Source organism: Dietzia massiliensis, from assembly GCF_018390595.1.
Classification (GTDB): domain Bacteria; phylum Actinomycetota; class Actinomycetes; order Mycobacteriales; family Mycobacteriaceae; genus Dietzia; species Dietzia massiliensis.
The window spans coordinates 13,048-38,898 of the sequence record NZ_JAHBAV010000022.1 but is presented as its reverse complement, the minus strand read 5'-3'; the positions used below and the strand labels follow the sequence as shown (position 1 = coordinate 38,898).

At 71.5% G+C, this 25,851-nt stretch carries 26 protein-coding genes; 12 read left to right on the top strand and 14 right to left on the bottom strand.

Going from position 1 to position 25,851, the window contains the following annotated elements; all coding sequences use genetic code 11:
• Positions 1-20 precede the first annotated feature (20 nt).
• Positions 21-2,789 (top strand): bifunctional acetate--CoA ligase family protein/GNAT family N-acetyltransferase, encoded by a 2,769-nt coding sequence (locus tag KHA85_RS08315; RefSeq protein ID WP_213185428.1) that lies wholly within the window; start codon positions 21-23, stop codon positions 2,787-2,789.
• Positions 2,790-2,913: 124 nt separating this feature from the next.
• On the opposite strand, the gene KHA85_RS08310 is transcribed toward KHA85_RS08315, so the two are convergent.
• The 4 genes from KHA85_RS08310 to KHA85_RS17975 all read right to left on the bottom strand — a co-directional run bounded on the left by KHA85_RS08310 (position 2,914) and on the right by KHA85_RS17975 (position 6,676).
• Positions 2,914-3,882, bottom strand: coding sequence for a sigma-70 family RNA polymerase sigma factor (locus tag KHA85_RS08310; RefSeq protein WP_061228814.1), 969 nt, complete (start codon positions 3,880-3,882; stop codon positions 2,914-2,916).
• A gap of 183 nt (positions 3,883-4,065) precedes the next feature.
• Positions 4,066-4,503 carry a D-aminoacyl-tRNA deacylase gene (dtd, locus tag KHA85_RS08305; RefSeq protein ID WP_061228813.1) on the bottom strand — a complete coding sequence of 146 codons (438 nt, stop codon included), beginning with the start codon at positions 4,501-4,503 and terminating at the stop codon, positions 4,066-4,068.
• Positions 4,500-6,095 carry a DUF7782 domain-containing protein gene (locus tag KHA85_RS08300; RefSeq protein ID WP_213185427.1) on the bottom strand — a complete coding sequence of 532 codons (1,596 nt, stop codon included), beginning with the start codon at positions 6,093-6,095 and terminating at the stop codon, positions 4,500-4,502. Before KHA85_RS08300 ends, dtd begins: the two co-directional genes overlap by 4 nt.
• Positions 6,092-6,676, bottom strand: coding sequence for a DUF3099 domain-containing protein (locus KHA85_RS17975; RefSeq protein WP_236885371.1), 585 nt, complete (start codon positions 6,674-6,676; stop codon positions 6,092-6,094). The genes KHA85_RS08300 and KHA85_RS17975 overlap by 4 nt, the downstream gene beginning before the upstream one ends.
• A 58-nt stretch (positions 6,677-6,734) precedes the next feature.
• Between KHA85_RS17975 and KHA85_RS08290 the strand changes: the two genes are divergently transcribed.
• Together KHA85_RS08290 and KHA85_RS08285 are read left to right on the top strand one after the other, a co-directional pair.
• On the top strand, positions 6,735-6,980 hold the full coding sequence (locus tag KHA85_RS08290) for a DUF3039 domain-containing protein (RefSeq protein WP_007628744.1): 246 nt from the start codon (positions 6,735-6,737) through the stop codon (positions 6,978-6,980).
• Positions 6,973-8,811: a DEAD/DEAH box helicase gene (locus KHA85_RS08285; protein WP_109148734.1), complete on the top strand. Its 1,839-nt coding sequence runs from the start codon at positions 6,973-6,975 to the stop codon at positions 8,809-8,811. Before KHA85_RS08290 ends, KHA85_RS08285 begins: the two co-directional genes overlap by 8 nt.
• Before the next feature lie 146 nt (positions 8,812-8,957).
• Here the strand turns inward: KHA85_RS08285 and KHA85_RS08280 are convergent, their stop codons facing one another.
• Complete coding sequence (locus KHA85_RS08280; protein ID WP_308936896.1) at positions 8,958-10,310, bottom strand: RNA polymerase sigma factor; 1,353 nt, start codon at positions 10,308-10,310, stop codon at positions 8,958-8,960.
• A 180-nt stretch (positions 10,311-10,490) separates the two neighbouring features.
• Positions 10,491-11,336 carry a polyphosphate--glucose phosphotransferase gene (ppgK, locus tag KHA85_RS08275; RefSeq protein WP_213185425.1) on the bottom strand — a complete coding sequence of 282 codons (846 nt, stop codon included), beginning with the start codon at positions 11,334-11,336 and terminating at the stop codon, positions 10,491-10,493.
• Positions 11,337-11,531: 195 nt separating this feature from the next.
• Between ppgK and KHA85_RS08270 the strand changes: the two genes are divergently transcribed.
• A complete protein-coding gene (locus tag KHA85_RS08270; RefSeq protein ID WP_007628748.1) occupies positions 11,532-12,467 on the top strand; it encodes an inositol monophosphatase family protein in 936 nt (311 codons plus the stop codon).
• On the opposite strand, the gene cei is transcribed toward KHA85_RS08270, so the two are convergent.
• Positions 12,457-13,095, bottom strand: a complete 639-nt coding sequence (gene cei, locus KHA85_RS08265; RefSeq protein WP_007628749.1) for an envelope integrity protein Cei — start codon at positions 13,093-13,095, stop codon at positions 12,457-12,459. The genes KHA85_RS08270 and cei overlap by 11 nt on opposite strands.
• A 201-nt stretch (positions 13,096-13,296) precedes the next feature.
• Between cei and KHA85_RS08260 the strand changes: the two genes are divergently transcribed.
• A complete protein-coding gene (locus tag KHA85_RS08260; protein WP_007628750.1) occupies positions 13,297-13,599 on the top strand; it encodes a DUF4193 domain-containing protein in 303 nt (100 codons plus the stop codon).
• 25 nt (positions 13,600-13,624) lie between these two features.
• On the opposite strand, the gene KHA85_RS08255 is transcribed toward KHA85_RS08260, so the two are convergent.
• Positions 13,625-14,131 (bottom strand): DUF3093 domain-containing protein, encoded by a 507-nt coding sequence (locus KHA85_RS08255; RefSeq protein ID WP_061229549.1) that lies wholly within the window; start codon positions 14,129-14,131, stop codon positions 13,625-13,627.
• Between the two features lie 51 nt (positions 14,132-14,182).
• Here KHA85_RS08255 and dut point away from each other — a divergent pair, with 51 nt between their 5' ends.
• The 4 genes from dut (at position 14,183) to KHA85_RS08235 (ending at position 16,912) form a co-directional block, all read left to right on the top strand.
• Complete coding sequence (gene dut, locus KHA85_RS08250; RefSeq protein ID WP_061229548.1) at positions 14,183-14,665, top strand: dUTP diphosphatase; 483 nt, start codon at positions 14,183-14,185, stop codon at positions 14,663-14,665.
• Between the two features lie 160 nt (positions 14,666-14,825).
• Positions 14,826-15,749, top strand: coding sequence for a DUF3710 domain-containing protein (locus tag KHA85_RS08245; protein WP_131886317.1), 924 nt, complete (start codon positions 14,826-14,828; stop codon positions 15,747-15,749).
• A 31-nt stretch (positions 15,750-15,780) separates the two neighbouring features.
• Entirely contained in the window at positions 15,781-16,188 is a 408-nt protein-coding gene (locus KHA85_RS08240) for an OB-fold nucleic acid binding domain-containing protein (RefSeq protein WP_131886318.1), read from the top strand.
• The gene (locus tag KHA85_RS08235) at positions 16,175-16,912 is read left to right on the top strand and encodes a DUF3159 domain-containing protein (RefSeq protein ID WP_082904445.1); all 738 of its coding nucleotides are present in this window, start codon (positions 16,175-16,177) and stop codon (positions 16,910-16,912) included. The genes KHA85_RS08240 and KHA85_RS08235 overlap by 14 nt, the downstream gene beginning before the upstream one ends.
• Positions 16,913-17,047: 135 nt before the next feature.
• On the opposite strand, the gene KHA85_RS08230 is transcribed toward KHA85_RS08235, so the two are convergent.
• From KHA85_RS08230 to KHA85_RS08220, 3 genes are all read right to left on the bottom strand, one after another.
• Positions 17,048-17,674 (bottom strand): DUF2189 domain-containing protein, encoded by a 627-nt coding sequence (locus tag KHA85_RS08230; protein ID WP_236885381.1) that lies wholly within the window; start codon positions 17,672-17,674, stop codon positions 17,048-17,050.
• A gap of 501 nt (positions 17,675-18,175) precedes the next feature.
• Positions 18,176-18,700 carry an alkylhydroperoxidase, AhpD family gene (ahpD, locus tag KHA85_RS08225; protein WP_007628757.1) on the bottom strand — a complete coding sequence of 175 codons (525 nt, stop codon included), beginning with the start codon at positions 18,698-18,700 and terminating at the stop codon, positions 18,176-18,178.
• Complete coding sequence (locus KHA85_RS08220; protein ID WP_063973061.1) at positions 18,697-19,293, bottom strand: peroxiredoxin; 597 nt, start codon at positions 19,291-19,293, stop codon at positions 18,697-18,699. The genes ahpD and KHA85_RS08220 overlap by 4 nt, the downstream gene beginning before the upstream one ends.
• A 153-nt stretch (positions 19,294-19,446) precedes the next feature.
• Here KHA85_RS08220 and KHA85_RS08215 point away from each other — a divergent pair, with 153 nt between their 5' ends.
• Entirely contained in the window at positions 19,447-20,382 is a 936-nt protein-coding gene (locus KHA85_RS08215) for a hydrogen peroxide-inducible genes activator (RefSeq protein ID WP_063973060.1), read from the top strand.
• 7 nt (positions 20,383-20,389) lie between these two features.
• Here the strand turns inward: KHA85_RS08215 and KHA85_RS08210 are convergent, their stop codons facing one another.
• The 3 genes from KHA85_RS08210 to gnd form a co-directional block, all read right to left on the bottom strand.
• Positions 20,390-21,322, bottom strand: coding sequence for a hypothetical protein (locus tag KHA85_RS08210; protein ID WP_308936895.1), 933 nt, complete (start codon positions 21,320-21,322; stop codon positions 20,390-20,392).
• Positions 21,319-22,608: a DEAD/DEAH box helicase gene (locus KHA85_RS08205; protein ID WP_308936894.1), complete on the bottom strand. Its 1,290-nt coding sequence runs from the start codon at positions 22,606-22,608 to the stop codon at positions 21,319-21,321. Before KHA85_RS08205 ends, KHA85_RS08210 begins: the two co-directional genes overlap by 4 nt.
• 71 nt (positions 22,609-22,679) lie before the next feature.
• Entirely contained in the window at positions 22,680-24,152 is a 1,473-nt protein-coding gene (gene gnd, locus KHA85_RS08200) for an NADP-dependent phosphogluconate dehydrogenase (RefSeq protein ID WP_061229539.1), read from the bottom strand.
• 300 nt (positions 24,153-24,452) lie between these two features.
• Between gnd and KHA85_RS08195 the strand changes: the two genes are divergently transcribed.
• Together KHA85_RS08195 and KHA85_RS08190 are read left to right on the top strand one after the other, a co-directional pair.
• Positions 24,453-25,217 carry a hypothetical protein gene (locus tag KHA85_RS08195; RefSeq protein ID WP_213185423.1) on the top strand — a complete coding sequence of 255 codons (765 nt, stop codon included), beginning with the start codon at positions 24,453-24,455 and terminating at the stop codon, positions 25,215-25,217.
• A 92-nt stretch (positions 25,218-25,309) separates the two neighbouring features.
• Positions 25,310-25,726 carry a PaaI family thioesterase gene (locus tag KHA85_RS08190; RefSeq protein WP_061229537.1) on the top strand — a complete coding sequence of 139 codons (417 nt, stop codon included), beginning with the start codon at positions 25,310-25,312 and terminating at the stop codon, positions 25,724-25,726.
• Positions 25,727-25,851 lie beyond the last annotated feature (125 nt).

Genomic DNA, 25,851 nt, shown 5'->3' with positions numbered 1-25,851 from the left:
ACCTCGCATTGGAGGACCCCATGGCGCACCCCGGCGACCCCGCGACCGGCCCCACCGCGACCGAGACCCCGGAACCCGGCGGGCGTCCGGGCGATCCGCCCCCCGCGGTCGATCCGCCCGAGCACGCCTCGACCGACACCTCGGTCGACGAGTACCCCGAGGGCTACCCGCACGAGTGGGCCGCGGACGTCCTCGGCTCGGACGGCCGGGCGGTGCGGATCCGCCCGATCCTGCCCAACGACGCCGAGAAGATCGCCCGCTTCCACACCAGCCTGTCCGAACGCACCCGTTACCTGCGCTACTTCGGATCCCGGGACGTCCTGAGCGATCGGGAACTACGGCGGATGACCCACGTCGACTACCGCGACCGGATGGCGTTCGTCGCCGAGTTGGGCGCGGAGATCATCGGGATGGCGATCTACGAACGGCTGCCGGACTCCACGTTCGCGGAGGTCGCCTTCACGATCTCCGATCAGCACCAGGGCCGGGGGCTGGGCTCGATCTTCCTCGAGCACCTGGCCGGCGCGGCGGCCGAGTGCGGGATCGACCACTTCGAGGCTGAGGTCCTCTCCGAGAACCGGTCGATGATCCAGGTGTTCCGCCGAGCCGGGTACGAGATCTCACGGTCCTTCGACGGCTCCACGCTGCACCTCGAGTTCGCCATCGATCCCACCGAGGCGCTGACGAACGTCCGGAACTCGCGGGAGGCCGCGGCGGAGGCCCGGAGCCTGGCGCGGGTGCTGAACCCGGGATCGGTCGCCGTGATCGGCGCGTCCGACCAGGTGGGCAAGATCGGCCACACCGTCATGCGCAACCTCATCGGCAACGGGTTCGCCGGCCCCGTCTACCCCGTCAACTCGGACGCCACCTCGGTGCAGTCGGTCCGCGCGTACGCGAGCGTCCGGCACATCCCGGATCCCGTCGACCTCGCCGTCGTCGCCGTGCCCGCCGCCTCGATGTCGGAGGTCCTCGACGACTGCCTGTCCAAGGGGGTGTCGACGCTCGTCGTCATCTCCGCCGGGTTCTCCGACGTGGGGAGCGCGGGAGTCGTCTCGGAGCGACGACTGGTCAGCGAGGCCAGGGCGCACGGGATGCGCGTCGTCGGCCCCAACGCGCTCGGTGTGATCAACACCTCCGCCGACGTCAAGCTCAACGCCACGCTGGCCGAGGTCGTCCCCGGCCCGGGCCGGGCCGGATTCTTCTGCCAGTCCGGTGCGCTCGGCATCGCGATCCTCGCCGCCGCGGCGCGGCGCGGGCTCGGGCTGTCGACGTTCGTCTCCGCCGGTAACCGCGCGGACGTGTCCGGTAACGACCTGCTGCAGTACTGGGACACGGACACCTCGACCGAGGTGGTCCTGCTCTACCTGGAGAGCTTCGGTAACGCCCGCAAGTTCTCGCGGATCGCGCGGCGCGTGGCCCGCAACAAGCCTGTCGTGGTCGTGCGTCGGGCCGTCGACGACCTCGAGTCCGGCGTGGAGGGCCTCACCGCCAACGCGATCGGGGGACTGTTCCGCGACTCCGGCCTCATCCAGGTGGACTCCATCACCGACATGTTCGACACCGCAACCCTGCTCGCCTACCAGCCGCTGCCCACCGGCGGCCGCCTGGGGATCGTGGGCAACTCGTCGGCCGTCGGCAGGCTCGGCGGGGACTCCGCCCGTCAGCAGGGGTTCACCGTCTCCCACGCCGTGGACCTGGGTGCCGGGGCGTCGCCGGAGCAGTTCCGTGAGGCCATCGCGGACGCGCTCGCGCGTGACGAGGTCGACTCGGTTCTCACGGTGTTCGTCCCGCCGGTCGCCACGGATCCGGACTCCTATGCCGAGGCGATCCGCGCGGCGGCGGCGGAGAGCGCCAAGCCGGTGGTGAGTACGTTCCTCGCCGGCGAGGGCCTGCCCGAGGGGTTGACCGTGACGGACGAGTCGGGCGTGGCGGCCCGCGGTTCGATCCCGTCCTACCCCTACCCGGAACGCGCGGTGTCGGCGCTCGTGCGGGCCCGGCGGTACGCCGAGTGGCTCGACCGGCCGGCCGAGGAGCCCGCCGAATACTCCGATATCGACCGCGCTCGGGCCCGCGAGCTCGTGGACTCGCTGTCCCAGCTCCACGCCGGGACCGAGTCGTTCGAGCTCACGCAGGGCCAGGTCCGGGCCCTGCTCGAGTGCTACGGGATCGACATCGTCGACTACCGCGTCGTTACCGACGTCGATCAGGCCGTGATGGCGGCCGACGAGCTGGGCTACCCGGTAGCGGTCAAGGCGATGAGTGACCGGTGGCGCACCCGCAGCGACCAGTCGGGGGTCCGCCTCGACCTCGCCGACTCCGCGGCGGTGCGGCACGCCTTCGCGCTGCTCCAGTCCACGACCGGGTCGCGGTCGCTGCACGTGCAGAAGATGGCCACGAAGGGCGTCGCGGTGACCATCCGCGTCGCGGACCACCCGATCTTCGGCTCGTTGATCTCGTTCGGACTGTCCGGGATGCTCTCCGACCTGCTCGCCGACCGGGCGTTCAGCACACTGCCCATCTCCCCCTCCGAGGCGTCGGCGCTCCTCGGCAGACCGCGGGCGGCGCCGATCCTCGACGGCTACGCGGGGGACGCGCCGGTCGACCGCGACGCACTTGTGGAACTCATGGGGCGGGTGTCATGTCTGGTGGAGGACGTCCCCGAACTGCGCCGCCTGGCGATCGACCCCGGACTGGCCGCACCCGACGGGCTCTCCGTGCTCTACGCCACTGTGCGGCTCGGTCCGCCGCCCCGCTTCAGCGGGAACGAGGGGCCCCGCAGGCTCCGCTGACGCCGGTGCCCGGTGCCCGGTGCCCGGTGGCCGCGGCGACGACCACGCGGGCACCGGCACAGACGAGCGGCGGCCCCGCCCTTCGTGGGCGGGGCCGCCGGAGTGTGACCGGGGTCGGGGAGGATCAGACCGCGTAGGACCGCAGCTTGTCGGCGCGACGGCCCTCACGGAGCTTGGCCATGACCTCACGCTCGATCTGGCGGACGCGCTCACGGGACAGGCCGAAGCGCTTGCCGATCTGGTCGAGGGTGCGGGGCTGCCCGTCGTCGAGCCCGAACCGCAGGGTGATGACCTGCTGCTCACGCTCCTCGAGAGTGGCCAGCACGGCGCGCACGTCCGAGTGCATGACGTTGGACACCACCGTGTTCTCGGCGCTGGTGGCCTCGGCGTCCTCGATGAAATCGCCGAGCGGGGCCTCCTCGTCCGCGCCGACCGGCATGTCCAGGCTCACCGGGTCGCGCGAGTGGTCGAGGAGCTCCTCGATCTTGTGAGCGGGGATCCCCGACTCCTCGGCCAGTTCCTCGAGTGTGGCCTCGCGGCCCAGCTGCTGGTGCAGCTCACGCTTGATGCGCGCGAGCTTGTTGACCTGCTCGACCAGGTGGACCGGGAGACGGATCGTGCGCGACTGGTCGGCCATGCCGCGCGTGATGGCCTGGCGGATCCACCACGTGGCGTAGGTCGAGAACTTGAAGCCCTTGGCGTAGTCGAACTTCTCCATCGCACGGATCAGGCCCAGGTTGCCCTCCTGGATGAGATCCAGCAGCGGCATCCCCCGGCCCGTGTAGCGCTTGGCCAGCGAGACCACCAGACGCAGGTTGGCCTCGAGGAGGTGGGCGCGGGCGGCCTCGCCCTCGGCGACGATCGTCTTGAGATCCGCCTTCTTCACCGGGCCGAGACGCTTCTTGGTCTCCAACAGGTGCTTGGCATAGAGACCGGCCTCGATCCGCTTGGACAGCTCCACCTCGTCCTCGGCGTTCAGCAGAGCCGTCTTGCCGATCCCGTTGAGGTAGACACGGACCAGGTCAGCGCTCGGGCTCTGGCCTTCCGGATCCGCCTCCGTCCGACGGTCCGATCGGGTGATGGCTGACGTCATGTCTCCTCCTCCTGCCTGGCCTTGTGACGAGGCCGGCGTTCGGTTGCTGGTGGACGGATCAGGCGCGTGCCCGGGTCACGGTCACGTACACCTACAACGACGGGGGTGACGGCAATGTTCCCCGACCGATGATTTCGGTCACGGACCGTGCCGTAAAGGCCGTCACCCTGCCGCGTCGGCGGCTCAGGCCGAGCCCGGCGTCTCCACCAACACCGTGAACGGGCCGTCGTTGACGGAGTGGACCTGCATCATCGCGCCGAACACGCCCGTGGACACCTCGAGTCCCCGCTCACGCAGACCGGCCACCACCGCCCGGACCACGGGCTCGGCCCTGTCCCCGGGAGCCGCCCTCGCCCACGACGGTCGCCTGCCCTTGGCGGTCGAGCCCATCAGCGTGAACTGACTGACGACCAACACCGGGGCGCCCACCTCCGCGACGCTGCGCTCCTCCCGCAGGATCCGGAGTTCCGAGATCTTGCGGACCATCGTCGCGACGTCCGCCTCGTCGTCGTCGTTCGAGACCCCCAGCAATACCAGGAGGCCGGGCGCCGACAATGACCCGACGAGCTCTCCGTCGACGGTCACCGACGCCTCGGTGACGCGCGAGATGACCGCCCTCACCCGCGCGGCCCCCCGGGCGCGGCGGCGACGGCCCCCGGCGGCAGGAGGCCCGGCACACCGACCGGCACCACGAACCCGTGCACGAACAGGTCCGCGATCACCCGTCGGACGGGTGCGGCCAGTTCGTCCGGATCCTCACCGGCGCCGGCCGCGGCGAGCACCACCAGGTCCTCCAACGGAAGCGCGCCCGTCCGGGCGCCCTTCAGCACCGCCGCGGTGAGAGGGTCGATCTCGTGGCGCCAGCGGGCGCCGGTCACGCGCTCCACCACCACGGTCGACGCGCCCGGCGCGCCCGCCCCCTCCGGGTCGGTCGGTGCGAGGGATTCCGAGACGTGCAGGTGGACGTCGGGCGAGACCGTGAACACGGTCGCGTCCAGAGCGCGGTCCTGCCCGCCGTGGCGCCCGGCGGCCGCGCGCAGCCACGCGGTGCGCGCGAAATACGCCTCCGCCTCGTCCCCGAGGCCTTCGCCGAACGGATGGGTGAGGTCCTCGCACAACACCGACGACGGTCCCTCGACGCGGCGGAGATACACGTAGCCGAACCCGACCCCGGCGACGTCCTCGGCCTCGAAGTGGTCCAGCCAGCGGTCCGTCGCCCGCCACGTGGACTCGTCCCGCGGATCCATGCCCTCGTCCGTGAGCCACGTCCACACATACAGTCCCGGCTCGGAGACGTCCCGGCGGAGGATCCAGGCGTCCACGCCCTCGGACGGCACCCACGAGGCCACCCGGCTCCGCCAATCGGTGTCCTCGCGCTCCACCCAGGACGCCAACATGACGGCCGTCCCGCCGTCCGCCAGATGGTCGGCGGCGCCGGACACCACCGTCCGACTCGCACCATCGAGCGCCAGGCCTGACTCGCGGTACGAATGCCCGGTCTCCGGCGGCCCCACCACGAACGGGGGATTGGCGACGATCCGGTCGAATCGACGGCCCGCCACCGGCTCGAACCACGAGCCCCGCAGTAGCTCGGCCCGCAGGTCGTTGATCGCCAGCGTCGCGGCGGCCAGTTCGAGGCACCGCGGGGTGATGTCGGTCCCGGTGGCGGATCCGGCGGTGTCCAACGCGTGGACCATCTGGATGCCGCACCCGGTGCCCACGTCCAGAACCGACCCGGTCGGCGAGGTGGGCGTGACCCGCAGCAGCGAGAGCGTCGCCTGGCCGACCCCCAGCACGTGGTCCGGCCGGGTGACGGTCCGCACCATCGACCCGTCGGGATCCGCGAACACCCACCGCGTCCCGTGGCCGGTGTCCACCGGGCGCAGGTCGACCACCGCGCGCAGTGCCGCACCGCCGTCGGCCGGCTCCCACAGGCCGGCGTCCACGCCTGCGCGCGGCTCGACGCCGGGGAGCGCGTCCGTCACCGCGGACGTCGGCAGCGGATCACCCAGCGCGAACAGGCGCACCAGCAGCCCGGCCGGACCTGCCGAGCACGCGTATCGGCGCACCGTCGCGGCGTCCGACCTGCCCAGCGCCGCGACCGCCTCCGGCCGGAGCCTGCGCTCGAGGCCCTCGACCGTGTAGTCGTGTCGGCGGAAGGCGTCCGCGAGCGCGGGCGCGAGATCGGCGAGGGTCGGGGTCGGGCTCGTCACTGGTCGGTGTCGCTCTCGTGGGTGGTGGGGTGGCTGCAAGGAGACCCGGAGCCGGGGGAGTCCGTCCCATTGTCGGCCCGGTCGTGGGGGGCGCTGTCGGCCCGGGGCGAGTCGGTCCCGCCGTCGGTCCGGTCGCGGGTGTCGCCGCCGCGGCCGGCCGCACCCGGCGGCGGCCCGATCGCCCGGCCGCCCCCGGTGTCGGCGTCCGGACGGGAGCCGTTCGCGGCGCCGGTGAGACTGGACGGTAACGCGTACGGGGCGTTCGAGGGCAGGCTCCCGGCCGTGTACGTCCGGGCCTGCCCCTTGGGCAGGGGCGGCCGGTCGTTGGCCCCGATGACCGCGATCCACGGGATCGGGATGGACCCCGCCACGATCGCCAACGCGATCCACGGATTGTTCCAGAGGGCGAGCGACCCCGCGGCCAGGAGCAGCGCGGGGATCCGCACGCTCATCAGCACGAAGTAGCGCTTCTTCCGGGCCGCGAGCTCGTCCCGGTAGGACTCCCGCGCGCCCGTGATGAGCACGGGTCTCGAGGTGTCGTCCCGTTCGCCGGATCGCTGACGGCGGAAGTCGGGTGCCATGGGGCCCAAGGTACTCCGGCGTTGGCGCGGCGACGCCCGGGTGCGGCATCATGAGGGGGTGAGCACCACCCGGACCAAGACACTCGAGCGCCCCGAGGTCACCACGACCGAGGAGACGCAGGACGACGCGCCCAAGTTCTTCCACTACGTGGACAAGAGCAAGATCGCGGAGAGCGCGGTCATGGGCACCTACGTGATCGCCCTGTGTGGTGAGGTCTTCCCGGTCACCCGCTCCGCCAAGCCCGGCTCGCCGGTGTGCCCGGAGTGCAAGCGCGTCTACGAGACTCTGAAGCCTGGTGAGTGACCCCGGCGCGGTCCCGGGCCCAGACGAGACGACCGCAGAATCCGCCCCCCGCCCCGCCGGGGGTGGTTCGCTGCGCGCCTGGCAGCGGACCGCTCTGCGCAAGTACCTCATGGCGCGGCCGAAGGACTTCCTGGCCGTGGCAACGCCGGGCGCCGGTAAGACGACCTTCGGTCTGCGGGTCGCCTCCGAGCTCCTCGCCGACCGCACAGTCGACGCCATCACCGTCGTCGCCCCCACCGAGCACCTCAAGTACCAGTGGGCTGCGTCAGCCGCGCGATCCGGCATCGCGCTCGACCCCGAGTACTCCAACTCCTCGGGCGCCCTGGCTCCCGAGTACCACGGGGTGGTGGTGACGTACGCCCAGGTGGCCGCGCACCCATTCAAACACCGCGAACGCACCGCCTCGAGGCGGACACTGGTGATCCTCGACGAGATCCACCACGGCGGCGACGCGAAGAGCTGGGGTGACGCGATCCGCGAGGCGTTCGAGGACGCCGAGCGGCGCCTGTCGCTGACGGGTACCCCCTTCCGTTCCGACGACAGCCCGATCCCGTTCGTCACCTACGAACCCGACGGGCAGGGGCACCAGCGCTCCAAGGCCGACCACTCGTACGGCTACGCCGACGCCCTGGCCGACGGCGTCGTCCGGCCGGTCGTCTTCCTCGCCTACTCGGGCGAGGCCCGCTGGCGGAGCAACGCCGGCGAGGAGTTCTCGGCCCGCCTCGGCGAGCCCCTGAGCGCCGACCAGATGTCCCGCGCCTGGCGCGTCGCGCTGGACCCCCACGGCGACTGGATGCCGGCCGTCCTGCAGGCCGCCCACACGCGCCTGCGGCAGATCCGTGCGGGCGGGGTGCCCGACGCCGGCGGCCTGGTGATCGCGACCGACCAGGAACGCGCGCGCGACTACGCGGCGCTGCTCACCGAGATCACGGGCACGCCGCCGACGCTCGTCCTGTCCGACGACCCCACGGCCTCCAGCCGGATCGGCACCTTCTCCGACTCGACCGACGAGTGGATGGTCGCCGTGCGGATGGTGTCCGAGGGCGTCGACGTCCCCCGGCTGTGCGTGGGCGTCTACGCCACCAGCGCCTCCACGCCCCTGTACTTCGCCCAGGCCATCGGCCGTTTCGTGCGCTCCCGCCGGCCGGGGGAGACCGCCTCGGTGTTCCTGCCGTCCGTGCCTGTACTCCTGCAGCTGGCCTCGCAGATGGAGGCCCAGCGCGACCACGTCCTGGGCAAGCCACACCGGGAGGAGGGGCTGGAGGACCAGCTCCTCGCCCAGGCGAACCAGCAGCAGGACGAGAACACCGAGGACGAGGAGGACCGAGGTTACATCTCCCTCGGCGCCGACGCGGAACTCGACCAGATCGTGTACGAAGGGTCCTCCTACGGGACCGCGACCTTCGCCGGCAGCGAGGAGGAGGCCGACTATATCGGCCTGCCCGGACTGCTGGGAGCCGACGACGTCAAGGCGCTCCTGCGGCAGCGGGAGAAGGAGCAGATCAAGCGGGCGTCCGCGGAGTCTTCCTCCGGACCCGGCGCGGTCGCCGTCGTGGGCTCCGACCCGTCGGTGGCAGGCACGACGCTTCCCGGGAACGCGGCCGGGCCCGGTGCCCATGCCGGGGCCGCCGCGGACCGGGTGGCCTCCGCCGCCGAACTCAAGGACCTGCGACGCCAGCTCAACACCCTCGTGTCGGTGTACTCAGGCCGGCTGGGCAAGTCGCACGGCGCGATCCACACCCAGCTGCGCAACGCGTGTGGTGGCCCGCCCGTGCCGATGGCCTCCGCCGAGCAGATCCGGGAACGGATCAGCCTGCTCCGCAGCTGGTGAACGCCCCTACTCCGGGGTCGGGTGCCGCGCCGGAGGACGCGCGATGGCAGAGGGCGGTGTACACGGAAGGCACACCTGAGCCGGTCCGCACAGACGAGAACGGGCCCCCGCCGGTCGTCCGGCGAAGGCCCGCTGCAGCGGTCTTGTCAGTCCAGGTAGTCCCGCAGAACCTGCGAGCGTGACGGGTGCCGCAGCTTGGACATGGTCTTGGACTCGATCTGCCGGATGCGCTCACGGGTGACCCCATAGACCTGGCCGATCTCGTCGAGGGTGCGCGGCAGGCCGTCGGTAAGGCCGAAGCGCAGTCGCACCACGCCCGCCTCACGCTCGGAGAGGGTGTCGAGCACGGAACGGAGCTGGTCCTGCAGCAGGGTGAAGCTCACGGCGTCCACGGCCACCACGGCCTCGGAGTCCTCGATGAAGTCGCCGAGCTGCGAGTCGCCCTCGTCGCCGATGGTCTGGTCCAGCGAGATGGGCTCCCGGGCGTACTGCTGGATCTCCAGCACCTTCTCCGGGGTGATGTCCATCTCCTTGGCCAACTCCTCCGGGGTGGGCTCGCGGCCCAGGTCCTGGAGCAGCTCGCGCTGGATGCGACCGAGCTTGTTGATGACCTCGACCATGTGCACCGGGATGCGGATGGTGCGGGCCTGGTCGGCCATCGCGCGGGTGATGGCCTGACGGATCCACCACGTGGCGTACGTGGAGAACTTGTAGCCCTTGGTGTAGTCGAACTTCTCGACGGCGCGGATGAGGCCGAGGTTGCCCTCCTGGATGAGGTCCAGGAACGCCATGCCGCGGCCTGTGTAGCGCTTGGCCAGCGACACGACGAGTCGGAGGTTGGCCTCGAGGAGGTGGTTCTTGGCGCGCACGCCGTCCCGCTCGATCCACTTGAAGTCGCGGCGCTGCGCGGTGGTGAGCTTCTCGCCGCGCTCGATGACCTGTGCCATGTACCAGGTGGCGTATAGGCCGGCCTCGATGCGCTTGGCGAGCTCGACCTCCTCCTCGGCGTTGAGGAGGGCGACCTTGCCGATCTGCTTGAGATAGGCGCGGACGGAGTCGGCGGAGGCGGTGAGCTCGGCGTCCTTGCGGGCCTGGCGGAGGGCCTCGGACTCGTCCTCGTCCCAGACGAAGTCGCCCGACGCCTTGTCCTTGGCGCTGGGCTCCGCCTTGGTCTCCTCGTCGGCCTGCTCGTCTTCGACGCTCTCGACATCCACCTCGACGTCTTCGAGCTCGGACGTGTCGGGCTCGACCTCGATAGAATCCCCGGCGTCCTCCAACTGGTCGTCCTCGACCACGTCGGCGCCCGCGGGGGAGGCGGTCTTCTTGGCGGCGGTCTTCTTCGCCGGGGCCTTCTTGGCGGCGGTCTTCTTGGCCGCCGTCTTCTTCGCGGGCGCCTTGCGCGCGGCGGTCTTCTTGGCGGGGGCCTCGCCAGTGACCTCGGTGCCCGACGGATCGCCGCTCGCCGCGGAATCCGAACTGGTGGTCTTCGTGGCTGCCACAAACGCCCCTTCACAACCGGTTACTCGATGGGAATCGGGGATCGATGCCGCCTGGTCTGCAGACATGCGAGCCGTCCGCCTTGCGGTACCGGGCCCGTCCCCGGCCGGTACGTGTTCCCGGCCTGCGCCATTGTAACGAGATTCTGTCCGGGGGGTTGCATCCGGCGGGGTTAGCCCGGGTCAGACGCCCACGTCGGGCAGGACCCGGCCGAGGTCGAGCACCCCCGAGTGACCTGCGGCGTAGAGCGCCGCGCCGATGATCCCGGCGTCGTTGAGCCTGACGGCCGCGCGGACGGGGGTGCGGTTCTCGAGCAGGGGGAACCACTGGCCGGCGGCCTCGCTGACACCTCCCCCGAGGACGAAGGCGCGGGGCCAGAGGAGGTCCTCGATGGCGCGCAGCACGTTGGACACGTGCGGGGCCCATTCCTCGAAGCTCAGTCCGTCGCGGGCGCGGACGGAGGCGGAGGCCAGGTGCTCGGCCTCGTCGAAACCGCGCCCGGCGATGTCCTCGACCATCAGGTGGCCGAACTCGGTGTTGGGTAGCAACCTGCCGTCCAGCAGGAGGGCTGAGCCGATGCCGGTGCCGAACGTCAGCAGGATGACCAGCCCGTCGACGCCCTCACCGGCGCCGTAGTGGACCTCGGTGAGGCCGGCGGCGTCGGCGTCGTTGAGCATGAGGACGGTGCGGCCCGGTAGGTGCCGGTCGAAGAGGTCGACGACGTCGCAGCCGATCCAGGAGTGGTCGATGTTGTGCGCGATGCGCGCCACGTCCTCGTGGATGACGCTCGGGAGGGCGACGCCCACCGGGCCGCGCCAGTCGAATTCGGCGACCATCTCGCGGATGAGCGCGGCGACGGCGTCGGGGGTGGCGGGCTGGGGCGTGGGGCGGCCGAGCCGGTCGCCGATGAGTTCCCCGCGCGCGAGGTCGACGAGCCCCACCTTGACGCCGGTGCCGCCGACGTCCACGCCGAGTCCGGTCGGCGTCTCCGTCGGCGGGACGGCGGAGAGGGGCGAGGGGCTGGACATGTGGGGCTCCCGTGGGGTGGACCGTGCGGGGCACGGCGTCGGTTGTCAGGTGCCCGGGCCGTCGGGGCACGATGGGCGTCGGGCGCCCGCGGGCCAGCGTATCGGTCCGGCGGGCCCCGGGGCGGGTTCACCGCCGCGCCCGTCCGGCGGGTCCGAGTACGGGCCCCGGAGGGGTACGACGACGAGGAGGGGCACATGACGTCCAGCGGAGCAGCAGAGGAGGCCGGCCGGACCGGCCCGGAGTTCGTCGACGGGTTACGGGAGCTGGCCGAGAGGGTGGCGGTGTCGGGCGGTGACGTGGCCCGGCGGATGCTGGCCGAGTTCGACTCGCGGGGGCCGGGTTCGCAGGGGCTGGGCTCGCGGTCCAAGTCGTCGGAGACCGATCCGGTGACCGTCATCGACACCTCGGTGGAGGAGCACCTGCGGCGGGAGATCGCGGCCGCCCGCCCGGGCGGCACGGTCCTCGGCGAGGAGGGCGGGGAGGTCGCGCACGACACGCACGAGACCCCGGGCGATCCGGGGGGCGTGCCGACGGACGGGGACATCGCCGGTGCGCGCGAGCCGCGGGTCCGGTGGGTCGTCGACCCCGTCGACGGGACGGTCAACCTGCTGTACGGGATCCCGTTCACGGCGGTGTCGGTGGCCGCCGAGGTGGACGGCGTCGTGGTCGCGGGGGCGGTCCACAATATCGTCACGCGGGAGACCTGGAGCGGGGGCTCGGGCCGGGGCGCGGCCCTGAGGGAGGCGGACGGCACCACGACGGCGCTGCGCGTGTCGGACTGCGCGGACCTGTCGCTCGCCCTGGTCGGAACCGGGTTCGCCTACGACGCGGGGATCCGGGCGGAGCAGGGCCGCGTGGTGGCCGAGTTGCTCCCGCGGGTCCGTGACATCCGCCGGTGCGGGTCCGCGGCGTTGGATCTGTGCATGTTGGCCACCGGCCGGCTGGACGCCTACTACGAGCGCGGGCTCAAATACTGGGACCACGCGGCGGGCGCGCTGATCGCGGCCGAGGCCGGGGCAGTGGTGGCGGTGTCGGAGGACGACGCCGTGCCCACCACCGGCGCCACGCCCGGCGTGGCGCCGGAGTTCCTCTCCGCGCTCGCGGGCGCGACCGGACGGCTCAGCAGCTGACGGCGCGCGCGGCGTCGAGCTCGGAGGAGATGGGCTGGCGACCCACTTTGAGCTCGTCGAGCGCGCCGACGGCGGCGGTGGAATCGGACAGGCGGGAGAACGTCGTGCCGAGCGCCAGGTCGACGGTGCCGTCGGTGCGGCCGTCGGTCACCAGCTGCATGCACGGCGCGGCGAGGGAGAGCGAGCGGGCGGCGGCCCGGCCCGCCTCGCCGTAGCGGATCTGACCGTGGCACTCGAGGGCCTGCCCGTAGACCGGGTCGTTGCCGATCGCGTCCGAGCCCGCCGGTTGGAATCCGCGCTCGGCCAGCTCGGCGGCGACCGCACCGGCCTGCCCGCTCTGGCCGTTCGCGTTGAGCACCCGGATGCGGGTGTCGGCGAGCAGCGCCGGCGCGACCTGATCGAGGGCGTCCACGGACTCCTCCTCGAGGCCCGCCTCCTCGGCCGCCGGCGGGAGCGGGCAGGCGACGGCCTGGGTGGCGGCGTCGTCTCCGCGCAGTGCCGCGGCCCAGACGAGCGCACCGAGGACGAGCACCACGACCACGAACAGGACGTAGGGCGAGCGCAGGCGGGTCAACCCCCGCGCGGGGGTCGGGCTCGGTGTCGCCTGGGTGCTGAGATGGACGACCATGAGGGCCTTTCCTGCAGGTGAACGGGCTGCGGGCCCCGATGGGACCCGGCCCTCCACTGTAAACGTCGGGCGCAGGCGATCCCGCCCGGAACACGGACGTGACCGCTGGATGAAAAAGGCGGGAGATTCCGTTACTATGCGTGCGCCGGTCGGTCCACCGCCGAATCGGGCACCCCCCACACAGACCCAGAAAAGAGACTCATGGCAACCGACTACGACGCTCCCCGCCGCACCGAGGCAGACGAGCTCACCGGCGATTCGCTGGAGGAGCTCAAGGCACGGCGCGCGGAGGGAGCCACCGGCGAGGTCGACGTCGACGAGACGGACACCGCCGAGTCCTACGAACTGCCGGGTGCCGACCTGTCCGGCGAGGAGCTCACGGTGCGGGTTGTGCCGGAGCAGGACAACGAGTTCACGTGCGGCGAGTGCTTCCTGGTGCACCACCGCAGCCGCTTCGCCGAGGAGCGCGACGGCATGGCCATCTGCGTGGACTGCGCGGGCTGAGCACCGCGCGCGGCGGCGCCGCCGGTCAGCTGTAGTGGTTGTCCGGCAGCGCCGCCGCGAGCCCCTCGGGGTCGCGCGTGCTGATGAGCCAGTACGGCGTGGGGTCCAGAGGGTCGTCGAGGACCACGATCACCATGGTCGGGATGTACCCGCGGTGGACGACGAACGCCTCCGGGTCCAGCTGCCGTCCCATCGCCGCCTGCTTCGCCGTCGCGGGAACGACCGCGCTGCGGGCGATCGCGTCGAACGGCAGGCGCGCGCGGCCCGCGTACAGTGTCCCTCCGCCCTGACCGTCGGATTCGACCTCGATCCTCTCGCGGCCGAGCGAGACGAACAGCCAGGCGAGCAGGGCGGGGACCACGATGACGAGTAGCCACATCCACCAGCGTGCGCCGGCCGTGAAGGCCAGGACGACCGCCACGACGGTGACCGCGGCGAGCAGGAGCCACCACCACACCGGGACCCGCAGCGTCTCGGAGTGGACGGGGCGCGGCGCGCGATCGGGTGGGGGGCGGAGATCTTCGTCGGACACGACATCAAGACTATCGAGCAACCGGGCGACGCCCGGCAGGAGGGCGGCGGCATGGTGAGCGGATCGGCCGGGGTGAGCGGTACCGGCGAGGTGCTCCGGATACGACGGCTGGACAGTGGACTCCCGCTGCCTGTCCGGGCGCACGCGGCGGACGCCGGGATCGATCTCCACGCCGCGGAGGACTGCGACCTGACACCCGGACACCGTGTCCTCATGCCGACGGGAGTCGCCATCGCGTTGCCCGTCGGGTACGTGGGCCTCGTGCACCCACGGTCCGGCCTGGCGGCACGGGCGGGACTGTCCATCGTCAACGCACCCGGGACCGTCGACGCGGGATACCGGGGGGAGATCAAGGTGAACCTCATCAACCTCGATCCGGCCGAACCCGTCCGTATCGCGCGCGGTGACCGGATCGCACAGCTCCTCGTCCAGCGGGTCGAGTTGTGGGACGTCGTGGAGGTCGATGATCTCGACGAGACCGACCGCGGGGACGGCGGCCACGGCTCGACCGGGGGCCACCACCGCCTGAGCTGACCGGCCGCCCTCACGCCCGGGGAGACAGACCACCACCGCCCTCACACCCAGGGAGACAGACCACCATCGCGCCTGACCTGACCGGCGGCGACGCCGTTGGGTAGCGTCGTCCGCGACGGTCCCGTCCGGGGCCGGGTCGCACTCCGAGAGGATTTCCACCATGTTCGGACGAAAGAAGCCGGTGACCGGGGCCCGCGACGCCGCCGCGTCCACCGAGGCGGAGTCGCAGGCACCCTCGTCGACGGGGCCGCACGACCGCTCGTCCGTTCCAGACGTGCGCGCGTACTACACGGCCCTCGGCTACGGCCATATCGACCTGGGGTCGCTCGTCATCGGAGTGCCGCAGGGCCGCGATCTGAACGTGGCCCTCGACCCGGCCGGCCAGCCCGAGTTCCACGTCGTCACCCAGGTCTCACGTGTCATCCCGCGGGCGTTCGCCGCCCCGAAGTCGGCAGGACAGTGGCGCACGATGGTGGCCGGGATGCGTGAGCAGCTCGAACAGCAGGGCGCCGACGTCTCGGTGGTCGACGGTCCCTGGGGGCGCGAACTCGTCGCCGTGCTGCCCGGGGCGGTCTTCCGCGCCATCGGGGTCGACGGCAACCGGTGGACCGCCGAGGTCCGGGTCATGGCCACGCCTGAGCTCGCGGACCAGGCGGCGGAGGAGGGGCGGGAGGTGTTCCGGCACCTCCTCATCAACCGCGGTGACGGACCGATGCCCGTGCGGGAGCAGCTCCCACTGACCATCCCGGACGAGATCCAGCAGGCGCTCACCCAGGCGCGGTCCCAGCAGGCGGCGCAGCAGCAGGCGCAGGCGTACCAGCAGCAGATGGCGGCCGGCCAGCAGGGTCGGGCCGGCCAGGCGGCGCAGGCGGGGGCGCAGGCGGCGCCCGCGAACCCGCAGGCGGCGTCCGCGAACCCACAGGCGGCTGCGCCGTCCGCCGGCGCCGCCGCGGCTCCGCAGAGCGGCGGTCAGGCCACCCCGTCGTCGGGCGCAACGGCCGCGTCGTCGACCGGTGGCACCGCGACGCCCCGCAGGGACGGGAGCGCGATGGACCGGCTCCGCGGCGCGGACGACGACCTGTGACCGGAACCGGTCGGCCGAGGGAGATCTGACCATGCCTTTCCCCAGGGTCCTGCGGGACCTGACCGCCCGACTCACCGACCCCGTCGAGGCCCTCGACGCGGCGGATCTCGCCGTGCGCGTCCAGCGCACGGGGTGCACCCACGTCGCGGATGTCGCGCGAGGGGACCGCGTGACGTTGACCGGGCGCATCCGGACCGTGCTCTCCTGCGGGGGATCGGATTTCCTGGGGATGACCGCGGAGGTGTTCGACGGGACCGGCGCGATCGAGGTGTGTTGGCTCGGACGGCGCACGATCCCCGGGATCGACACCGGTCGTTTCATCCGTGTGACGGGCCGGGTCGGCATCCGCGACGGCCGCAGGATCATGTACAACCCGCGCTACGAGCTGCTCGACGGGCAGCCGTGCAGGACCGGGGAGGAATCGCGTGACAGAGCCTGAGCAGGCAGCGGGGGAGTCGGATACCGGCGCTGGCACCGGGCGGCAGTCGGTGGCGAGCCGGAAGACCGCGTTCGGGGATCCCGACGCGTCCGTGCTCGAGCAGATGGGCGGTGTCCGGGGGCTCGTCTTCTCGTCGATCCCCGTCCTCACGTTCGTCCCCGTCAACGCGTTCTGGGGCCTGACCGCCGCCATCTGGGGCGCCCTCGGCGTCGCGGTCGCCATGCTCGCCTGGTCCCTGGGACGCCGGGACAACCCACAGCCGGCGATCTCCGGGTTCATCGGCGTGGCGATCTGTGTCTTCATCGCCTGGCGGACGGGAGACGCCAAGGGGTACTTCCTCTACGGCATCATCACCCAGGCCGTGTACGGGTCGGCGTTCGCGCTGTCGGCGATAGCCGGGTGGCCTCTCGTCGGGGTGATCTGGGGTTTCCTCGACGGCAAGGGGATGGCCTGGCGTCGGATCCCGCCCGCCCGCCGGTGGTACACCGTAGCGACGGGCTTCTGGGCCGCGTTGTTCGCGATCCGGGCTGTCCTGCAATACGTCCTGTACCTCAACGACGAGGTCAACTGGTTGGGCGCCGCGCGTATCGGTATGGGCTGGCCACTGGCGCTGGTCGCGTTCGTCGGGACCGTGTGGGCGGTCCGTCGCGCGATGGCCCACGAGAAGGACGCGGAGAACCCCGTCGCCGGGCAGTCGCCGGGAGATGCCGAGCGCGGGGAATGACACCGCGCCGGGAATGACACCGCGCCGGGAATGACGACGCCCCGACGGCCACTCGGCCGTCGGGGCGTCGTCATCTCAGGGGCACGTCGCCGCCGTTACCGCGGATCAGGCGGTGGCGTATCGGGCGGCGGTGGATCAGGCGGCGGCGGCGGTCGCGGCGCGGGAGAATTCGCTCGGGCCGGTGATCACCCGGTAGGCGTACACCGACGCGAGCGTGGTGACCGGGATGGCCACGAACAGACCCACCAGCAGTGCCAGGGTGCCCGCGATGATGATGAGGACGTTGAGCAGCGCCAGCGCGAGCAGGTTGCCCGCGTCCGACTTGATCGCGCGGAAGCTCGAGACGATGGCGTCGGTGGCCGTCATGTTGCGGTCGACGACGAAGTACTGCGTCCAGTAGAGGAAGAACGCGGCGACGAAGGCGCCGACGATGAGGAGGAAGACACCCACGAAGGTGGCGATGCCCACGAGGATCGCGGCGACCACGAACCATCCGAAGTTGTGCAGCTTGAAGAAGTCGCCGAACGACGGCCTGTGGCCGTCGACCTCGAGGAGGGCGCCGCGGACGATGAACGCCTGGAGCAGCAGGCTCACCACGAACGAGAGGACCTGGGCGATGAACATCACGGCCCCGGACTCGTCCGTGGAGAACGCACTGATGATCCCGCTGACCACACCGCTGGCCAGGGTGATGAGCAGCCAGGGGACCGGGTTGTTCTTGAACATCTGCCAGCCGGCGCTGACCGCGCCGGTCGGGGACACCCGGCCGACCATGGCCGGGGCCCCGCCCGGCCCCGGCTGGCCGTAGCCGCCGTACGCCGGATCGCCGTAGGGCTGCTGTCCGTAGGCCGGTTGGCCGTATCCCTGCTGGCCGTAACCCGGCTGCTCATGACCCGGCTGTCCGTATCCCTGCCCGGGGTAGGGATCGTAGCCACCGCCCTGCCCGGGGTACGGCTCGTAGCCACCCTGGCCCGGGTAAGCCTGCTGGCCGTAGCCCGCGTCGCCGTAGGGGCCCTGTTCCGGTCCGGTCCGGAACCGTAGGGGTCGTTCGGGTACCCGTCCCCGGGTGGGGTGCCTCCGGTGGTCATCGCCGTCTCCATCGCTCGGTGCCGCGGGACTCTTCCACGGCTCTCCTGCCGAACCTAGTTGCGCAGCGGCGTGAGCACGAGGTCCAACTCGCGGACCATGAGGCATTCGGCGGAAACACACCGGGCCCCGCTGACTCTCGTCAGCGGGGCCCTACGGTCACCGGAGAGGTGAGCGTCAGATGTTGGCGTCGATCTCGACGGCCTGCGCGACACCGGCGATGGTGCCCGCGATCTTCACGGCCTCCCAGGCCTGCTCCTTGGTGACGCCCTCCTTGCGGATGACGTCATCGTGGGCGGCGGTGCAGTTCTCACAGCCGTTGATGGTGGACACGGCCATCGACCACAGCTCGAAGTCGGCCTTCTCCACGCCGGGGTTGGCGATGATGTTCATCCGCAGGCCCATGCGGACCTGGGTGTAGTCGTCGCCGAGGAACTCCTTGGCGCGGTAGGCCACGTTGTTCATGGCCATGATCGAGGCGGCGCCGAGCGCGGCGTTGAACGCCTCGTCCGACAGGTGCTGGCGGGCCTCGTCGGCGATCTCCGACAGGACGGTCGCCGAGCGGGTCGCGGCGGCGGTCGCGAGGAACGTGCCCCAGAGCTGCTGCTCGTTGAGCTCGGTGGACCGCGCCAGCGAGCCCAGGTTCAGCTTGAGATCCTTGGCGAACTCGGGGAGTCCGGACTTCAGGTTCTCGATGCTCACTTGATGCCCTCCTGCAGCATGTCCATCTTGTTGATGTTCTTGGTGGGATCGTTCTTCTGCCAGTTGCAGGCACAGACCTCGGACGACTGCAGGGCGTCGAGGACACGCAGGACCTCGTCGACGTTGCGGCCGACGGCGTCCGGGGTGACCGAGACGAACTGGATGACGTTGTCCGGGTCGACGATGAAGGTCGCGCGATCGGCGACACCGTCGGCGTTCTCGACACCGAGGGCGCGGATCAGCTCGTGCTTGATGTCCGACAGGAGCGGGAACGGCACGGTCTTCAGCTCGTCATTGGTCGCGCGCCAGTTGAAGTGCGCGAACTCGTTGTCGATCGAGCCGCCCAGGATCTGGGTGTCGCGGTCCTGGAAGTCCTCGTCGAGCTTGCCGAAGGCGGCGATCTCGGTGGGGCAGACGAAGGTGAAGTCCTTCGGGTAGAAGAAGATCACGCGCCACTTGCCCTCGTAGGACTGGTTGGTGATCGTCTCGAAGTAATCCTCGGGCTGCTGCGCGTTGACCTCCTTGAGGTCACCACCCTTCAGCGCGGTGAGTTCGAAGTCGGGGAACTGATCGCCGATGGTGAGAAGAGCCATGTGATCCTCCTGAGGGTTTGGCGTTAGTCGGACGGCCAGGCCCGACTATGCCCCACTCCCTGTGAGAGGTAAAGTCGATGAGACATAGATCACTCATAGGCATGCGCGAATAATCATCGACTTCTGGTTATCGACGGCCGTACACTGATCGGCATGGCTGATCAGCGGTTCGTCCCGAGCCTCATGCAGCTCCGGGTCTTCCTCGCCGTGGCGGAGCGCCTGCATTTCCGCAGTGCCGCCGAGGAGCTCGGCATGAGTCAACCCTCCCTGTCCCAGGCGCTGGCGACGCTCGAGGACGGACTGGGTCTGCACCTGGTCGAGCGCAGTACGCGGTCCGTCCTCGTCACGCCCGCGGGGCACCGCCTGCTGCCGTACGCCCGCGCGGCGGTGACCGCGATGGACGCGGTGGCCGACGCCGCCGCGGGCAGTGACGGGCCGCTGTTCGGGTCGTTGCGCATCGGCGTGATCCCCACCGTCGCCCCGTACCTGCTGCCCGGCCTGCTCCCGGCGCTGGGGGAGCGGTTCCCGGACCTGACGCCGCGGGTGGTGGAGGACCAGACGTCCCGACTGGTGGACGGGCTGCGCAGCGGCGTCATCGACCTCGCGATCATGGCGGTCCCGACCGACGCGATGGGCGTCGCCGCCACGCCGCTCTACTCCGAGCCGTTCGCCCTGCTCGTGCCGGCGTCCCACGAGCTCGCCGGGCGCGAGGGCCTGCCCCTGGAGATCCTCGTCGACCAGCCGTTGCTGATGCTCGACGAGGGCCACTGCCTCCGCGAGCAGACGGTCGAGCTGTGCCGCCGGGTCTCCGCGCCCGTGCTCGGGCGGGGCGAGTCCCGCGCCGCGTCCCTGACCACCGCGGTGCGGTGCGTCGCCGGAGGACTGGGAGTGACGATCGTGCCCGAATCCGCGGTGGGTCCGGAGACACGCGACCCCGGGATCGCCGTGGCGCGGTTCGCGGACCCGGTGCCCGGTCGCACGATCGGTCTCGTGCTGCGCACCGCGACCGCCGGGGCGGACGCCTACGCCGAGTTCGGCCGTGTCGTCGCCGACGTGGCCGCGCAGGAGTTCGGCGCGACACCCGTGTGACGGCCGGTCACCGTGCGCCGACGGGGACCCGTCCCGCGAGTCGCTCGACGTGGTCGACCGCGGCCAGGAACCGCGAACGGAGCACCTGGGTGCGCGCGATCCACTGCTTCTGGAAGGCGACGAACTCGGCGCGCCCCTCGGCGGTCTCCACCGGTATCGGCGTCAGGCCCCAGGCCGAGAGGTCGTAGGGCGAGGAGCGCATGTCCACCTCGCGGGCGTCGAACGCGGCTCGCAGGGCGTCGACGAGGAGCTCGCCCGGTGCGCCGGCCTCGAGGGCAGCCGTATGGGCGTAGACATCCATCCCGGCATGGAGGCACGCCGGCTGCTCGTCGTGGACCTGCCCGTCCCGCGTGAGGGGCTCCCGGTTGAGGGGCACGGCGTCGTCGGTGAAGAAGCGGAACGCGTCGAAGTGCGTGCACTGCAGACGCGAGCCGCGGACGATCTCGTCGATCCGCTCGTGGGTCAGTCGCAGGGGTACCTGCCCGTGGCGCACGCCGTCGCGGCCGGAACGATAGAGCATCGCCCACTCGTGCAGGCCGAAGCACCCCGTGGCCCCGCGGCGTCCCGCCGTGGCCGAGACCACCGCACGGGCGCGGGAGACCCGGTCGCCGCAGCGACGCCAGACCGAGTCGGCGTCCACGACGAGTCCGTCCCGGCCGGCGATCGTGTCGCGGCGGTAGTGCCGCCACTCGCGGCGTTCCGACCGGTGCGCGTTCTCCAACAACACGCCGGGCCCAGGATGCCAGCGACGCACCGTGGCGACGCTCGTGCGGTAGTAGGTGAAAAGGAAGTCGACGACGGGGTGCGGCTCCCCGCGGCGACGGCGTTCCAGGTGCTCGGCCGTCAGATGGTCGACCCAAGCGTGGTGGCGTTCCTCGCGGCGCCGCCAGAGCTCCTCCGGGAGCACCACCGGGTCGGGTGGGCGTACGTCGGACGTCACGACCGCTTCTTCCGCTTGGGGCGGTGGACCCGCGACGTCGCGGGTCGCGGGGGCTCGGACGGCCGCCGCGACCGTGCCGGTGGGGCGGGGGCTCTCCGGGCCGCCGGCGTCATCAGCTCGGGGCCGAACACCCGCGTGATCGCGTCGTCGGCGCCCGGCCGGGAGACGTCGACGGTCTCGACCGACATCCCCGACTCCCGCGCCTGATCGGCGACGCGGTCGACCTGGGAGGGTCTGAGGACGGCGGCGACGACGCCGGCCCGCGCATCGCCGCGACCGGTCCGACCCGAACGGTGGACGAGGTCGTCCATCGAGTGCGGCGGCCCCACGTGGACCACGTGGCCGACGTCGACGATGTCGAGCCCCCGGCCCGCGAGATCCGTGGTCACCAGGACGCGGACGGCACCCGAGGCCAGCTCGGAGAACGCGGACGAGCGCCGGGTGGGGGAGTCCGACCCCTTCACGCCGGCCACGCGCACGCCGGTGTCCGCGATGGCGGCACGCAGCGCGTCGACGGCATCCCGGCGCGGGACGAAGAAGAGCCCCCGCGTGCAGCGGGCCGCCAGCGCGACCGCCACGCCGTCAGGATCCGGGGTGGAGAGGATGACCAGCTGACGTGGCGCGCCCGTTGTCGTCGTCGTCCCCGCCGCGGTCTCGGCCGCCGGCGACCCCCCGGGCCCGGGTTCCTGCTGTACCGACGCGGGCGCGCGCTCGACGCGGTGGACCCGGAGGCCGGGGCGCGCCTCGCGCAGGCGTGCCTCGACGCCGGAGTCGGCGGTGGCCGTGGTCGCCACGAGTCCCGCACCGGCGCAGGCGGCGAGAAGCGACTCGGTCTGTTCGACGAACGAGGGCCCCAGGAGCTGGTCGGCCTCGTCGAGGACCATCACCCGCGCGTCGGTGAGCGACACGGCCCGGGACCGGACCAGGTCGGCCAGGCGACCCGGCGTGCCCACGGCCACGTCGACCGGGGCGACGAGGGCGCGACGATCCCGCTTGATCGGCTGGCCGCCGACGAACGAGGCCACCCGCAACCCGGCGCCCGCCCCCACCTCCGCGAGGACCTCGGCGCTCTGCTCCGCGAGTTCGCGGGTGGGTGCCACCACGACCGCCCGGGGCCGACCCGGCAGGCTCGGTGACCCCGCGAGGCGGTGGACCACCCCGATCGCGAACACCAGCGTCTTGCCGGAGCCGGTCGGTGCCACCGCGAGCAGGCTCTCGCCGCCGACGGCGTCGGCGAGCGCGGCCGCTTGCACCGGTGTCGGCTCGCCCGAGACGAGCGCGGACACGGCATGCCTGATCGGGACCGACACCCCGAGGTCTTCGAGGAGCCGGCCCAGACCACCGGGCTGCGAACCGCTCAGACCCGGACCTCCGAACGATCGCCGCTCCACAGAGTGTGGAAGCTACCCTCACGGTCGGTGCGCTGATAGGTATGCGCGCCGAAGAAGTCGCGCTGACCCTGGATCAACGCGGCGGGCAGACGTTCGGTGCGCAGGCCGTCGTAGTACGCGAGTGCGGCCGAGAAGCCCGGCGCGGGGATGCCAGCGGTGACCGCGGTCGCGACGACGCGGCGCCAGCTGTCCACGCAGTCCGCCAGTGCCTCGGCGAAGTACGGCGCCGCGAGCAGGGAGGGCAGCGACGGGTCGGCGGCGTACGCCTCACGGATCCGGTCGAGGAACGTGGCGCGGATGATGCAGCCGCCGCGCCAGATGGTGGCGAGATCGCCACGGGCGACGTCCCATCCGTACTCCGCGCTCGCCGCCGTGATCTGGTCGAACCCCTGCGCGTAGGCGATGACCTTGGACGCGTAGAGCGCCCGGCGGACGTCCTCGACGAACTCGGGACCGGTCTGCGCGGGGGTCGACACCGAGCCGGCGGGCAGGGTGCGCCCGGCCTCCCGCTGGGGGACGGAGCTCGACAGCGCGCGGGCGAAGACGGCCTCGGCGATGCCCGTGACGGGGACGCCCAGATCGAGGGCGGACTTGACGGTCCACCGACCGGTACCCTTCTGGCCGGCGCGGTCGACGATCACGTCGACCAGCGGTGCGCCGGTCTCGGCGTCGACCTGCGCGAGCACCTCCGCCGTGATCTCGATGAGGTACGAGTCGAGCTCGCCGGTGTTCCACTCACGGAAGACGTCGGCCATGGCCGCCGGCTCGATGCCCGCCACGCCGCGCAGGAGGTGATAGGCCTCGCCGATCAGCTGCATGTCCGAGTACTCGATGCCGTTGTGCACCATCTTGACGAAGTGGCCCGAGCCGTCCTCGCCGACATGGGTGCAGCACGGCGTGCCGTCGACCTTCGCCGAGATGTCCTCGAGCATGGGTCCGACGACCTCGTAGCTGGACGCGGGCCCGCCCGGCATGATGGACGGCCCCTCCAGGGCGCCTTCCTCGCCGCCCGAGATGCCCGCACCGATGAACCGGATGCCACGCTCGGCCATGGCCTTCTCGCGACGGATGGTGTCCGTGTAGAGGGAGTTGCCGCCGTCGATGATGATGTCGCCCTCGTCGAACGCGTCGGCGAGCGCGTCGATCACCGCGTCGGTGGGCGCGCCCGCCTGCACCATCACGAGTGCGCGCCGCGGCGAGCGCAGCGCGGCCGCGAACTCGGCGATCGTCTCGGTGCGGACGAAGTCACCGTCCTCGCCGTGCTCCGAGAGCAGGGCGTCGGTCTTTCCCGCAGAGCGGTTGTGGACCGCCACCGTATACCCGTGCCGGGCGAAGTTGCGGGCGATGTTCGAGCCCATCACGGCGAGGCCGGTCACTCCGATGTCGGCGGTGCCGACAGTGCCGGCGGCGGGCTGCGCGTCCTCGCGTTCAGTACTCATGGGCCTCAGCGTAGTCGACGCCCGCGAAGCGAGCGGACCTGCATCGATGCGAGCTATCGGCCGGGCCGGAGGCGGGGTGGCGGCAGCGAAGTGGTTGATAGGTCAGACGTGCACTGAGTGCAAGGATTCGTCGATCGGCCGAAAAACTCTTGGTAACAACCGGCGATGTGTTGTAACACTTATGGTCGGGCCAGATGACCTGGACCACAACGATTCGGGGGACGGATCGCCGTGGTCCGGACGTCTCCGCGGAGGCGCGCCGGACCCGGTTCGGGGACTCTACGAGGGGAAAGACCAGACATGACCGGCTCATTGCTGCCCACTCAGTTGGCGGGGACACGCACGCTGTTCGACGACACGGTCGAGGTGCTCGGTGGCCTCCGGGCCGGCTATCCGAAGTTCTACTCGATCGCGGACCTGGGGACGCAGTCGCGGCGCCGGTGGGTGCCGCTCGAGCGGGCCGTGGACAGTGGCCGTGTGGAGCAGATGTTCCGCGACCACTTCACCGAATCCGGAGACATCCGCTTCTCGACGTACCTGGTCGCGGAGGCCTTCACCCACGGTGTCCTCGGTCGCGCGGTCGCCAGCTTCGTCACCATCGGCCGTGTCTGGGACACCGGCGCCGAGAACATGGCCGTGCGCACAGACATCGAGGGTGGCCTCGACTGGGCCGGCGTCCGGGACACCACCCTTCGGGTGCTGCCCGACGACCCCGCCGCGGGATCGCGCGGCACCGTCGTCCTGCCGTGCGAGCAGGCGCTCGCGCAGTGGCTCGCCTGCCGGTCCCGCTCGACCCTGACGGCGGTGTTCGAGGGCCTCGCCGAGGTGAGCAACTGCAGTGTCGACACGCTCTGGTCGATGGCCGGTGAATGTGTCCTGGGGGCCGCGACGATCGTGCCGACGTTCGCCGACACCAGCCCGGAGACCGGATACCGGCGCGGACAGATGGTGCTCCAGGCCCTTCACGATTCCGGATTGGCCGTCCGCCGGCGTAGCCGGCTCCCGCGCACCCCGGGCTCGGGGCCCATCCCCGTGCGCGACCGGGGGTGGCGCTCCGTCCGCTGACCCGGGAGGCGTGAGTGACCCCGCACGAGTACGGCCCGGGTAACGTTCGATCCCGGTGGTCCGGACCGGCCGGGCCGGGGAGATGAGGTCAGATGTCCGACACGGTTGACAGTGATGTGATCGAGCGTATCCGTGCCCATTCCGGCATCGGCTTCGGCGGCAACATCGGGATCGAGTACACCGAGGTCACTCCCGACAGGGTGGTCGTGACGGTGGACGTGAAACCGCACCTCCACCAGCCGTACGGAATCGTCCACGGCGGGGTCTACTGCGCGATCGTCGAAGAGGTCGCCAGCGTGGCCGGCGCGGTGTGGCTCGGGGGCGAGGGCAAGGTCGTCGGGGTGAACAACTCGACCGACTTCCTCCGCGCCGTCACCGAGGGCACCCTCACGGCGACCGGTACCCCCGTGCACCGCGGCCGGTCCCAACAGCTCTGGCGGGTCGAGATCGCCGATGACCACGGACGTACCGCGGCGGTGGGTCAGGTGCGGCTGGCGAACCTACAGTAACCGGCCGCGCCGGGGACCGGCTGCGAGACGGCGACGCGCCCGACGGCAACCTGCCCGCCGGGCGCGTTCCTCGTCGTCGACCCCCGGACCGATGGGGCCTCGGTCGATCTGCCTAGATCTACGGG